Below are 12014 nucleotides of genomic sequence, written 5' to 3' on the forward strand. Positions count from 1 at the left end.
GAAAACCAACTTTCTTTAGTATTTGCTTGCATCTTTGACACAGATTTCAAGCAGTATAGTTTCACCTTTATAGACGATAACATTCGCATATTTGTTGTGGAAATATCCAATTTTTTTAAAAAATTATCTCGAAAATATACATAGTTGAGAACAGAGGTTTAAAATTGAAAGGAAGTGTAGTGTATATGGATTTACAGTATATCGGTGTGAATAGTAGATCCGGTCGGAAAGAATGGATTGAACGCGAGTTTGCGCGTCCTTACCGGCCAGATGGTATGGTCATGGAGGAATGGCAAATGGAACAGTACGTACCATTCATGGAAACCTTTCAGGATTGTATCGGACGATGCCCTACAAAAGAAGAGCATGATACGATTGCATGGTTATCCAGCCTTGATCCGAGTACAATTGATAGTATTCTGAGCATAATCAAAGCTGCAAAAGGTGGCTGTATGTAAATTGCTTCGATGAACCAATCAAGCAGATAGTTCCCAGAGCTAAGGGAAATGAGTTAGGGGCGTTATTTTTCTTGCTTCATTTCATGCAACTTAATAAAGACGGCATACTCTTGAAGAGTGGAAAACCTGCAACTATATCTGATATCGCGGATAGATTGGGCAAAAAAGAAAGACGAACCAAGGAAATTATAGGTAAGCTAGTTGACCTTGGTTTGATAAATAAAGGCGGAAATAACACAAGAAATACTACCTATAGCATAAGCGAGGACTACTTCATTATGGGCGGATTTGAAGGGGGAAGGGATGGTAAAGGTATGTTCTCAAGGTTATATCAATTACAATCCAGGGGGCAGTTAAAGAATATCACCTTAGAGGATGCGGATATCTTACTAAGAATACTCCCGTATTTTCATTGTCAAAAGTATTATTTGTGCAGTAATCCGTATGAAATGGATGCGGACGAAATCCATCATCTAAATGAAACTGTACTTGCCGAATTAATTGGAGTGCACCGAAACACGCTAATCAATCGTATGAAGTGCCTTGTGAGGGCGGGGTATATCTTCAAGGGTGTAGGTATTGGAAACGCTTATTTCTTTCAAGTAAATCCAGATATTATCACAAGAGAAGTAGACCCAGATTCACCTGATGCCCGAGTATTAAGACAGCACTAAGCCTGGTGGAATTAGAATTACTAATAATGAAGGTGAAAATACCTTAAGATACAATATTACTGCCAAGATTCAGGATGATTCCTCTGACGGTGTAAACGAAGTGAAAATCTTTTGTTTCGATATGACATTATTACTGCTTCAGCTAAATCATAATGTAAAATTTATTTTTCACGACAGTAGATTATTTAGTAATATGGACCCACGGCAGAGGTATACTCTTTTTAAATTGGCATATAGAAAGTCACAAGAACATGATTTACAATACATTGCATCTGTGAATGAGGATACAATAGAATCGTTTAGGGATTTAATGAGTGAAGAAGAATATAAGGAAATTGTTACAGACAATATAATTTTGACCCTGACTGATGAATCAGAAATAGTAAACTTCTAGGAGTACAAGTTGATATGGAATACGGGAAATAAGGTTTAAATTGAATAAATTAAGCATATCCGAGCTTAACGTGTATTTTAATGAAAGGTTTTTTATTTTGGAAGTTGACTTCTTGTTTCTACGATAATAAACTGAGCTTATCCAACGGTCACGTACCGAAACGAACGTTTTAACTCAGACCGTTGTAGCGGTTCAACAATAAAGTGTCATAAAGTCAATCAGCATAAGGGATTGCGGGTTTTACAGCGAGGGGCGGTCTTGAAAACCGTTAGGGTGCAAGCCCACATGGGTTCGAATCCCATCCTCTCCGCCATTCCTTTACATTTAAATAAGTACAGATAGAAGCCGTTCTCTCACGAGGACGGTTTTTTTGTATCCGCTAAAGCTGCTTTTTCACTGGAAGGTGTTCCAGCGGGAATAAAAATCCGGCTTTCTCCGCAATGTATTAGGGAAGGAGGCTGATAATAAAGATGGACCGACAATTGCAAGTAGATCAGCAGAGTCTGGTGTCTGCCTGGCAGGAGCGGCTGCCGGAACTGATGGAGAATGGGGACAGCTTCAGTGTGCAGGGGGATGCGGCGAACCAGAACAGTCTGCTCATCCATTTCAATGCCGCGGGACGGCAGGGGTACTCTCTGGATTTCCGCTGCACCTATGTGGATAGCCGCGAGGTTGCCGTAGATTTGCTTGACGCCGAGCAGGCCGGGGTGCATGCGGATGAGCAGCTGGATGCTGTTCAGCTATTGGCGCAGCAGTATACAAGACAGATTCATGAGTGCGCACAGGCCCTTCAGGGCTTAACTAATCCATAGGAGGCTAACCCAATGAGCAAACCCAAGAGCATGCCTGTACCCGGGGTACAGCAGGACAATCAGGGACCGCGCAAGGAACACCATTCTTCAGGACCAGCGCCGTTATCCGGGTCTAAAAAGGTGAAGCAGGCCAACCATGTGGACCACAATAATCCTCAAGGCTGATAGGCTAATGGAACGAAATTACTGAGAAATGTTTCTCATATTTGCCAAATGGTTTATCATTAGGGAGGGGACAGAATTTTTTTACATGGGAGAGGAGAAAAATAATGAATAAAAAATGGGGGTTATCCGCTGCCGCACTGTTACTTACAGCTGCAGTAATTCTGCCGGGATGTGCAAAGAAGGAGGAGCCGAAAGAGGCCTTAACTTCTGCTGCATCCAAAGTCACAGCAATGGAATCTTACGAAATGAAGTCGAAGATCACCATTAATGATCTGAAGATCGACACGGGTACGAGTGAGGCAGATGCTTCGACTGGTCAGATGCTTAGCATGCTTAAGAACGCCGAGCTGACAGTGGAAGGCGTCTATCAGAAAGAGCCGATGCAGACAGAGCTTACGATGGTTCTGAACTTAAAGGGGGATATGGCAATGTCCTTCACGGTTCCGATGGTAATGACCGGGGAGAAGATGTATGTCAAAGTACCGTCGATTCCATTCCTGCCGATTCCGGAGACCATCGTGAATAAATATGTGGAGCTGGATCTGAAGGAGCTGGCAGAGCAGGGAGGAACTGAATTCAATCCTTCGGCCATGGATACGGCAAAAATGCAGAAGCTGTCCAATGAGGTGGTGAACACCTTACTTGGCGAATATGACGAAGCCAAATACTTCAATAATATCAAACCCAAGGATGCCGGCCTGCCTGAAGGCGTAGAAGCCAAGCAGGTAGTTCAATTCCAGGTAACCAATGACAATGTTAAAGAGGCGCTTACAATCTTAGTGAACAATGCGCTGCCGAAGATCATTGATGTTCTGGGCAAGGAAGAATATAAGGATCTGCTGCAGATTGAGCCTGCGAAGCTGGCCGAAGCCAAGGAGCAGCTTCAATCCAGCGAAGCCCGTGCAGAGTTCGACAAGAACTTGGCCGATCTGAACAAGTATCTTACCATTAACCAGTTCCACCTGAATACTGCACTCAATAAGGATGACTTCCCGGTATATCAGGATATGCTTATGGACATTAAGGTGAATGATCCTGAGAAGGGCGAGAACGTCACACTGTCGATGAATGCAAGTAACCAATACAGCAAGATCAACGAGAAGCAGACTTTCAAGATTGGAATTCCGAAAGGCGAAGAGGTTATTACCCTGGAGGAGCTGCAGCAGCAGTTCGGAAGCACAGGTACGGGTACTTATTAATACCATAGTTCCGCACGCCAAAAAACCCGTATGAGCAAATTTCGCTCATACGGGTTTTTGTGTGGACATATGAAGGTTAAGGGGATTCCTGTCCCTCTGGCAGGAACTCCTCAGCCAGAATGGCGTAAGTGCGGTGGTCCTGCCATTCCCCGTTAATCTTAATGAAGCGGCGTGCGAGTCCTTCGGCCTGGAAGCCGTTCTTCTCCAGCACTCTGCGGGAACCTGTGTTATGGGGCAGGATGGCAGCCTGTACCCGGTGTAGCCCCAGAGAGCGGAAGGCGTACCCGAGGATCAGGTGTACGGCTGCACTGGTATAGCCATGGCTCTGCTTCTCATGATCGATCATATAGCCGATATCGCAGAATTGCCCGACTCCCCGCACTATGTTAGAGATGGTAATCTGGCCGATCAGTTCCCCGCTGAGCAGATAAATACCGAACATATACGCCCGGTCCAGCCCGGCTTCCAGGATACGCTGGTTAATCAGCTGATGCTGGCTCTCCAGCGTGAAGTAATCTTCATCGCGCAAGGGCTCAAATTGCTGATGTGCGGTGCGGTTGCGCAGACGAAGCTTCAGCAGCTCCTCGGCATCGGTAAGCTCCAGCAGCGAGAGATAGATCCCCTGTGCGTTGTTATACAGCTTGTAGGACATCAGAACTCCTCCTTATGAACAATATAGGTATGGTTTGGCCTTTAGAGCTTCGCAGGCCGCTTCCGCAGCCGGCGGAAGAAGGAGGTCAGCAGCTCCGCGCATTCTTCTTGCAGCACGCCCTGAATGACCTCTGTACGGTGGTTAAAGCGTGACTCCTCCAGCAGGTTCATCAAAGTCCCTGCACAGCCAGCCTTAGGGTCTGGAGTGCCATATACGGTAAGCGGCAGCCTGGACTGCACCATGGCCCCTGCACACATGGGGCAGGGCTCCAGTGTAACATAGAGCTGGCAATCCAGCAGACGCCAGGAGCCGAGGGCTGTACTGGCTTCCCGGATCGCCACCATCTCCGCATGGGCAGTGGAATCGAGCGTCGTCTCGCGCAGATTATACCCCCGGCCTATAATTTGGCCCCCCTGGACAACCACGGCACCGATCGGTACTTCGCCCAAGGCCTCGGCTTTACGGGCTTCGCCTATCGCTTCTGTCATCCAATGTTCATGAATGGCCCGCTGATCTGCCGACAGTTCTTCAAGCCTGATATTCAAATTCATCTTCCCTTCTTCTATGCCCATTGTACAACGAACAAATATTCGTTCTTAACAAATTGTGGACAACTCTGTGGATAACGACCGACTTATGCACAAATTTGTACACATCGCCCTTTAGCAAAATGTTTATATGTGCATAACCTGTGGATGGTTTCCTACTCATTGTAGAGAAACTGTCTGGATAATTCAATATCTGCCAGTGCCCGGATGGGGGGAAAGGCTTTTCAAATGGAAGGCCAAAAGGTATGATTATGTTGAATGCCCGCTAGGATTTACCAGCGGATAAGAGGTGAACTATACGCTTGTCCATTAAAACGAAATTATCAGCGATTATTTTTGGCTCGGTGCTGTTAATCTTGATGCTTAATCTTACACTGAATCTGTATACTGCCCGGAGTAATCTGCGTAGTGAAAGTGTAAGCAACATGAAGATTACTGCGAAGCAGGTTGCCGTGTCGGTGGAGCAGAGCGGCTACAGCTCGAATTATGTGCAGGATAAAATTGCCCAGAACCTGCGGCTGACCGCCATTCTGGCGTCCTATGAGCTGGACCCGGACATCAGGAATATTAATAATGAACAGTTGAAGGCGCTATCTGCCAAGCTGGGTGTGTCGAATATCTCGCTGCTGGTGAAGACTGCGGATGATATTATCGTAGCCAAATCTTCAGATCCTGCGGAGATTGGACTTTCGACCAAAGGCATGGGTTTTTGGTATGTGGCTTTTCTGGAGCTGTTTGCAGGCCAGCGGGTATCTGTCGATCAGGGGCAGTCCCTGGAGAATTTCTGGTCCGGGCCGTTTGAATATTCAACCTCCAATCCGGAATACATTGATAAATGGGGCTATTATTATGACGGGGCTCGCAATTATATCATAGATCCGTTCGTCCGGAGTACTGCGGTAAGCGATTATGTCAAAATTATGAGTCCCGATGAGATTATCCAGGAATCCACAGCGGTCAATCCCGGAATTCTGGAGATCACGGGGATCAATCCGAAGACATTTGGAGCCCCGAGCATGCTGCCTGACGGCGCAGATCCCAATAACACCAAGCTGCGGAACCGGCCTATCCAATACGGCACCTATACATACGGCAATGTTGCAGAGGATAAGGCGGCCATCCGCGAAGCATTGAACACGGGTGAGCCGGTCACACTGGATACGAAGGCGCTGGGTAAAAGAGTGCTCAAAAGCTTCATTCCGATTGAGCGGCCGGGAGCGGCGGATTATGTGATCAGCGTAGTTATGGACTACCAGGCGATCTCTTCCGTGATCCGGGAGCAACTGTTCAATAATATCACCACCTCGGTGCTGCTGCTTATTATCTTCCTTCTGGCCAGTTATGTTCTGGCCGGTGTAGTTACACGCCCGATTCAGGATATACTGGCTAAGGTCAATGATGTAGCCAAGGGCAAATTTGAGCCCCCGCTGAATGTATCCAGCCGGGATGAGCTTGGACAGCTGGCCCAGCGCATCAATGCGATGACCTCGCATTTGCTGCAGCACACCAACCGGCTGGGGCAGACACTGGAGGAGAACCGTGCGGTGAAGGAGCACCTGGAGTCGGTGATTAACGGCACTTCAGATGCCATTCACACCGTGGATATGGAGGGCCGCATCATCAGTACGAACAGAGCGTTCGAGGACCTCTATGGATGGGGCGCTGCGGATGCTCTGGTCAAGCCGCCTTATCTCGTTCCGGCCACCGTGCAGGAGCAGGAGAGTATACGATTGCAGCAGCTTAAGGACGGGGCATCACTGCCGCCTGTTGAGACCGTCAGGCTGAAGCGTGACGGCTCCCTGGTGGAGGTCAGCGTCAGCAGCTCGGTCATCCGGGATGAAGAGGGCCAGCCGCAGTCGGTTGTACATGTATCCCGTGACATGACGGAGCGCAACCGGATCGAGGAGCTGCTCAGACGCTCGGAGAAGCTGACTACTGTCGGCCAGCTGGCCGCAGGGGTGGCCCATGAGATCCGTAATCCCTTGACCACCCTGCGGGGATTCCTGCAGCTGCAGCAGGAGAAGAAGGTTCTCGTTCCGCTGCATATTGATCTGATGCTCTCGGAGCTGGACCGGATCAACATGATTGTCAGTGAGTTCCTGATTCTGGCGAAGCCGCAGGCTGTTCATTTCCAGCAGAGGGATCTACGGCATATTGTCGGCGATGTAATCTCCCTGCTGGATAGCCAGGCCCACCTGTTCGGCATTGAATTCGCCACACTTTTCTCGGGAATGCCCGCCATGGTGCACTGTGAAGAGAATCAGCTGAAGCAGGTATTCATCAATGTAATCAAAAACGCGATTGAAGCAATGCCGGACGGGGGAACGATCACCGTGGAGCAGCATCAGCAGGATGATTCCATAGTCATCGTAATCACGGATGAGGGCGGAGGCGTCCCTGAGGATATGCTGCCCAAGCTGGGGGAGCCGTTCTTTACGAACAAAGAGTCCGGAACGGGTCTCGGCCTGATGGTCAGCCAGCGGATCATTCAGGCCCACAAGGGCAGCCTGGAGATAAGAAGCGAGTACGGCCGGGGGGCACAGGTGATCATCAAGCTGCCTGAAGCGAAGGAGCCGGTCCCTCCGGCCGGGATGAATATAGAACGGAGTGAAGACGAACATGAGAATCAATAAATTCATCAGTGAGACAGGCTATTGTTCACGCCGTGAAGCAGACAAGCTGGTCGAGGCAGGAAGGGTCACCATTAACGGTGAGCCCGCTTCTCTGGGCAGCCAGGCCGAAGCCGGGGATATAGTGCTGATTGACGGTCAGGCGCTTCAGACGGGCGGCAGGATCGTGTATATTGCTCTTAATAAGCCGGTGGGCATTACTTCTACCACAGAAGCGCATATTCAAGGGAATATTGTCGATTTCATAGGACATGAGGAGCGGATTTTCCCAATCGGCCGGCTCGACAAGGATTCAGAGGGATTGATTCTTCTGACGAACGACGGGGATATTGTTAATAAAATATTGCGCGCGGAAGGCAAGCATGAGAAGGAATATATAGTCACCGTAGACAGACCTGTTACGCCGTCTTTTCTGACCGGCATGTCTACCGGTGTGAGGATTCTGGGCAGCAAGACACTTCCCTGTGAGATTACGCGGATCAGTGAGCGGGTATTCCGCATAGTGCTGACCGAAGGCAAGAACCGGCAGATCCGCCGCATGTGCAGCGCCTTCGGATATGAAGTGCGGCGGCTGCAGCGCATCCGGGTGATGAATATCCGTCTTGGCGCGCTGAAGACCGGGGAATGGCGGGAGCTATCCCGGGAGGAGAAGCAGGAGCTGGGGGCTATGCTGAATTATCAGCTGCACTAAGCTGCAGAGCGGCAGGCCAAACTAAAAGAGCTGTTCTGACCGGCCGGATAGGCCCTTCAAAACAGCTCTTTCTTTATTTGCCTGGAACGGCCAATTGAGAAACATCCGTGGTCTCTGCGGCAGCATCCTTATATTTACGAAGGATAGACACTTCTACCCGGCGGTTCTTGGCCCGCCCCGCAGCCGTAGCATTGGAAGCGATGGGATGATATTCGCCAGAGCCGGTCGGGCTGAACTTCATCGGATCCAGGTTGGGATTCAGCAGCAGAATCTTCATGAACTCAAGGGCACGATCTACACTAAGATCCCAGTTCGAGGAGTATGTGCTGTTGGAGATAGGAACATTATCCGTATGTCCTTGCACCAGCACCTCATAATCGGGAAATTGCTGCAGCATGTTCGAGATCGACTTGGCCAACTGGCGGGATTCGTCCTTCACCATAGCCTGTCCCGAAGCGAACAGGGCATTGTCGCTAATCGTGATCATCAGCTGGGACTGATTCAGCTTCGTGCTGAGCAGATCGGTCATTCCGTTGTTCTTGATGTACTGGTCGAACTGCTTCTTCAGCTTCTCCAGATCCTCCTGCTCCTTGGCACGGAGCTTGGATAGATCGGAGGTTCCGGTGTTCTTGGCGATCACGCTGTTCAATTTATCCTGCTTGCCCTGGTCCAGCTGGGTGCTGGTCGGAGAATCCGAACGGTACTCCAGGACACCGCCGCCTCCGCTGAGCGCTGAATTGAAGGCTTCAGCCATTTGCTGGAACTTCACGGCGTCCGTAGCGCTCATGGCATACATAACCAGGAACAGCGCCACCAGCAGGGTCATCAGATCGGAATAGGGAAGCAGCCAGGATTCATCGGCATGCTCTTCATGTTCCTCATGCCTAGTCTTTTTGCTCACTGGAAGCCCCCTCCTTCTCGCTCAGCTTGGCACGCTCGGACGGAGTCAGGAAGACGGACAGCTTCTGGTTAATGGCGATGGTAGACACCCCGGACTGAATCGAGAGCAGACCCTCCACCATCATCAGGCGGACTTCAATCTCGCGCTTTGAGATCCGCTTCAGCTTGTTGGCCATCGGGTGCCACATGACATAACCGGTGAATATCCCGAGCAGGGTCGCAATGAAGGCGCCGGCAATCGCGTGGGCCAGGACGTCCATGTTACTCATATCGCCCAAGGCGGCAATCAGCCCGATAACAGCCCCGAGTACCCCCAGTGTAGGTGCGTACATCCCGGCCTGGGAGAAGATCAAGGCCCCGGCCTTATGTCTGTCTTCCGTGGCATGAATATCTTCCATTAATACATCACGGACGAACTCCTGATCGTTGCCGTCTATAATCATCCGCATGCCGTTTCGGAGGAAGGCGTCTTCAATCTCATCGACGTTGGACTCCAGGGCAAGCAGCCCTTCACGGCGGGTGATGGACGCCCATTCCATGAACATCGTAATGAGTTCAGGCTTACCGACCATCTTTTTCTTCACAAACAGGATCTTCATCAGCTTAGGGAAATTCTTGACTTCCGACATCGGAAAGGCCATGAAGATTGAGGCAGCCGTGCCAAGAAAGATAATGACATAGGCAGCGGGGTTGTTCAAGCTTGCAAGTGGAGCATGCTTGAGTATCATCCCCCAGATTACAGCGACAAGACCAAAAACCAGGCCTAGAATTGTTGAGATTTCCATTTATGCACCTCGTCCATGAGAATTAAGAAGTGATCGACTAACCGCGTAATTCGTCCTTGAACCGCGGGAGAACACTCTGTTCGTAACCAAATCACGTATATTCTTCTTTATCGACATCATTCCCTTTTTTGTGAAGTGATTTTTTCGGCTATAATAGATAAGGTAGGTTATTATTCATCAGCGAAGAAAACGGAGTGATTGATGTGGGAGTTAAGCATGGCAGAGATTACGGTGAAATTCTTGTGGAACTGACAGGAGCCGTTGGAAGGATTGCAGACGGGTACATTTTTTTTGAGATGGAGCCTGAAGAGTGGATGAATCTGCCGGAGGAATCGAGGCAGGAGGTCTGGGAGGCGCTTGCGGAAGACCTGTTCTATGCGCTGGGCAATGAGCCGGTGATACAGGTTGGCAGCGGCGTTGTCATGTACGATAAAGAAACACACCGCATTAATATTCTGCTTGGCGATGAGGATCTGGCTTCGGTCGTTCTGGTATAAGCGGGAGAAATTGCGGCAGCGGGTTTGTCCCGGGCATCCGGCCATGTTAAAATTGGAAGTGGAGTACTAATCGCCGGGATGACAGAATACACTTAATCAAAAAAATCTTTGGCCTGGCACATCCCTTGGACTTTCAGAAGCTGAGGGATGTTTTCGTTTGAAGCAGAAGAGCAGGCTCTTTGAACAGTTAACTTAGCAAGGGAGGAAACGAATTGCAATTTACAGAGGAAGAACTGCAGGCGCAGATCGGCAAGCTTGAAGGCTGGAGACTGGAAAGGGATAAGCTGGTACGCAAATATATGTTCAATGAATATATGAAGGGCATTGCTTTTGTGGATGAGGTGGCTGCCATTTCGGAAGCCTTTGACCATCACCCGCATATCACCATTGATTACAAGACCGTCGTTCTGCGGCTGGCTGTAGATGTGGAGAAGCTCGATCTCCGCCAGGCTCGTGAATTCAATGAAGCATTCGAGAAGAACCGTTAGAGGACAAGGTCCTTAGGGAGACAACAGGATCATTTGAATGAATAGAAATGCCCGTGCGAGGATTATTCGTAATCCTCGTCACGGGCATTATGCTTAGAAATGAAGAGTCTGGTATGAATACAGTCACCGGGTTATTTCTTCTCGGCCAGCCATAAGGCTACGTTCGCAATCTCTTCCGGGGCCAGCCTGTCTTTGAAGGAAGGCATCTGTCCGCGGCCCTTGGTAACAATGCTGTAGATCTGCGGCGCATCATGTGAAGCGCCCTCTTGCTGCAGGCTGGGGCCCGCCCCGCCCTGAAGCTGGTCGCCGTGGCAGGAGATACAATTGGCCTTCACTGTGGCTTCTGCGGCCGCAGCGTCCAGCACAACCTCCGGCATCGTCGGTTTGTTCTCTTCCGCCACCTCGGATTTACCGGGCAAGGTAAACATTAAGATTACTGCAAAGGCACAGGCGGCAAAAAACAAACCGCTCATGATCCATTTCTGCATCTGCATCCGTCCCTCCATGTAAGCTGCTGTCTCCATTATAGCGGATGGTGAAGCGTTATCATAGTATTTGTGTCAAAAAAATGAACTCAAATGATCCATTTATTTGAAAATGCCGTTGCCTCCGGTGCTATTCCTCATAGACCATGCAATAAAAAGGCTTATTGCCGGTCGGGGTCCGGCGTTCATAGGTATCCGTTATGGTGAAACCGCATTTCTGGTAAGCGCGGATGGCGCGCTGATTCCAGGTCAGCACTTCCAGATCGATCTCACGCTCCGGGTAACGCGCCCGTGCCGCCGTAACAATAGCCTTCATGAACAGATGCCCCATTCCATGGCCGCACAGATCGGGCCGCATGCCGACTCCAAGCCGGACTACCCCCTCCATCGGGAAGAGCTGGGCGAAGCCGCACAGATCGCCTTGCCCGTTCATTACGGACACATATTGCTCCTGTCGCAGCTGCGGGTCCCCGAACTCCACGCCCAGCGCCTGCATCTGCTCCCAGGACATCCAGCCGTAAATATTATACGGAGCTTTGTAGGTCCAATCACAGATCTCAGCGGCGTGCTGCGGCTCCATAGGCACAACGTAAAAGGTTAGCGGAGAACTGATCATTAGGGAGGTCTCCTTCCAGC

At 49.8% G+C, this 12014-nt stretch carries 16 protein-coding genes; 10 read left to right on the top strand and 6 right to left on the bottom strand.

What is annotated here, in order from left to right:
* Nucleotides 1-185 precede the first annotated feature (185 nt).
* From MHH28_RS23145 to MHH28_RS23170, 6 genes are all read left to right on the top strand, one after another.
* On the top strand, nucleotides 186-458 hold the full coding sequence (locus MHH28_RS23145) for a hypothetical protein (RefSeq protein WP_405105919.1): 273 nt from the start codon (nucleotides 186-188) through the stop codon (nucleotides 456-458).
* Nucleotides 459-541: 83 nt separating this feature from the next.
* Nucleotides 542-1132 carry a hypothetical protein gene (locus MHH28_RS23150; RefSeq protein ID WP_405105921.1) on the top strand — a complete coding sequence of 197 codons (591 nt, stop codon included), beginning with the start codon at nucleotides 542-544 and terminating at the stop codon, nucleotides 1130-1132.
* Between the two features lie 10 nt (nucleotides 1133-1142).
* Nucleotides 1143-1526 (top strand): DUF2326 domain-containing protein, encoded by a 384-nt coding sequence (locus tag MHH28_RS23155; RefSeq protein WP_405117220.1) that lies wholly within the window; start codon nucleotides 1143-1145, stop codon nucleotides 1524-1526.
* A 470-nt stretch (nucleotides 1527-1996) separates the two neighbouring features.
* Nucleotides 1997-2338: a hypothetical protein gene (locus MHH28_RS23160; RefSeq protein ID WP_076162064.1), complete on the top strand. Its 342-nt coding sequence runs from the start codon at nucleotides 1997-1999 to the stop codon at nucleotides 2336-2338.
* Between the two features lie 12 nt (nucleotides 2339-2350).
* Nucleotides 2351-2503, top strand: coding sequence for a small acid-soluble spore protein P (locus tag MHH28_RS23165; RefSeq protein ID WP_036698929.1), 153 nt, complete (start codon nucleotides 2351-2353; stop codon nucleotides 2501-2503).
* A 104-nt stretch (nucleotides 2504-2607) separates the two neighbouring features.
* On the top strand, nucleotides 2608-3702 hold the full coding sequence (locus tag MHH28_RS23170; protein ID WP_405105924.1) for a DUF6612 family protein: 1095 nt from the start codon (nucleotides 2608-2610) through the stop codon (nucleotides 3700-3702).
* A gap of 76 nt (nucleotides 3703-3778) precedes the next feature.
* Here the strand turns inward: MHH28_RS23170 and MHH28_RS23175 are convergent, their stop codons facing one another.
* Both MHH28_RS23175 and tadA read right to left on the bottom strand, forming a co-directional pair.
* Entirely contained in the window at nucleotides 3779-4354 is a 576-nt protein-coding gene (locus MHH28_RS23175) for a GNAT family N-acetyltransferase (protein WP_405105926.1), read from the bottom strand.
* 41 nt (nucleotides 4355-4395) lie between these two features.
* On the bottom strand, nucleotides 4396-4905 hold the full coding sequence (gene tadA / locus MHH28_RS23180; RefSeq protein ID WP_405105928.1) for a tRNA adenosine(34) deaminase TadA: 510 nt from the start codon (nucleotides 4903-4905) through the stop codon (nucleotides 4396-4398).
* 299 nt (nucleotides 4906-5204) lie between these two features.
* Between tadA and MHH28_RS23185 the strand changes: the two genes are divergently transcribed.
* Both MHH28_RS23185 and rluF read left to right on the top strand, forming a co-directional pair.
* A complete protein-coding gene (locus MHH28_RS23185) occupies nucleotides 5205-7535 on the top strand; it encodes an ATP-binding protein (protein ID WP_405105930.1) in 2331 nt (776 codons plus the stop codon).
* The gene (gene rluF / locus MHH28_RS23190) at nucleotides 7522-8223 is read left to right on the top strand and encodes a 23S rRNA pseudouridine(2604) synthase RluF (protein WP_405105932.1); all 702 of its coding nucleotides are present in this window, start codon (nucleotides 7522-7524) and stop codon (nucleotides 8221-8223) included. Before MHH28_RS23185 ends, rluF begins: the two co-directional genes overlap by 14 nt.
* Before the next feature lie 73 nt (nucleotides 8224-8296).
* Here rluF and motB read toward each other — a convergent pair whose 3' ends face one another.
* On the bottom strand, nucleotides 8297-9124 hold the full coding sequence (motB, locus tag MHH28_RS23195) for a flagellar motor protein MotB (RefSeq protein WP_405105934.1): 828 nt from the start codon (nucleotides 9122-9124) through the stop codon (nucleotides 8297-8299).
* The gene (gene motA / locus MHH28_RS23200) at nucleotides 9108-9908 is read right to left on the bottom strand and encodes a flagellar motor stator protein MotA (RefSeq protein WP_405105935.1); all 801 of its coding nucleotides are present in this window, start codon (nucleotides 9906-9908) and stop codon (nucleotides 9108-9110) included. The genes motB and motA overlap by 17 nt, the downstream gene beginning before the upstream one ends.
* 203 nt (nucleotides 9909-10111) lie before the next feature.
* Between motA and MHH28_RS23205 the strand changes: the two genes are divergently transcribed.
* Nucleotides 10112-10405 carry a hypothetical protein gene (locus MHH28_RS23205; protein WP_405105937.1) on the top strand — a complete coding sequence of 98 codons (294 nt, stop codon included), beginning with the start codon at nucleotides 10112-10114 and terminating at the stop codon, nucleotides 10403-10405.
* 212 nt (nucleotides 10406-10617) lie between these two features.
* Entirely contained in the window at nucleotides 10618-10893 is a 276-nt protein-coding gene (locus tag MHH28_RS23210) for a 4a-hydroxytetrahydrobiopterin dehydratase (protein WP_405105939.1), read from the top strand.
* Nucleotides 10894-11024: 131 nt separating this feature from the next.
* Here MHH28_RS23210 and MHH28_RS23215 read toward each other — a convergent pair whose 3' ends face one another.
* Nucleotides 11025-11381: a c-type cytochrome gene (locus tag MHH28_RS23215; RefSeq protein WP_405105941.1), complete on the bottom strand. Its 357-nt coding sequence runs from the start codon at nucleotides 11379-11381 to the stop codon at nucleotides 11025-11027.
* A 127-nt stretch (nucleotides 11382-11508) separates the two neighbouring features.
* The gene (locus tag MHH28_RS23220) at nucleotides 11509-11994 is read right to left on the bottom strand and encodes a GNAT family N-acetyltransferase (protein ID WP_405105943.1); all 486 of its coding nucleotides are present in this window, start codon (nucleotides 11992-11994) and stop codon (nucleotides 11509-11511) included.
* Between the last annotated feature and the right edge of the window lie 20 nt (nucleotides 11995-12014).

Source organism: Paenibacillus sp. FSL K6-1217 (assembly GCF_045040735.1).
Classification (GTDB): domain Bacteria; phylum Bacillota; class Bacilli; order Paenibacillales; family Paenibacillaceae; genus Paenibacillus_AQ.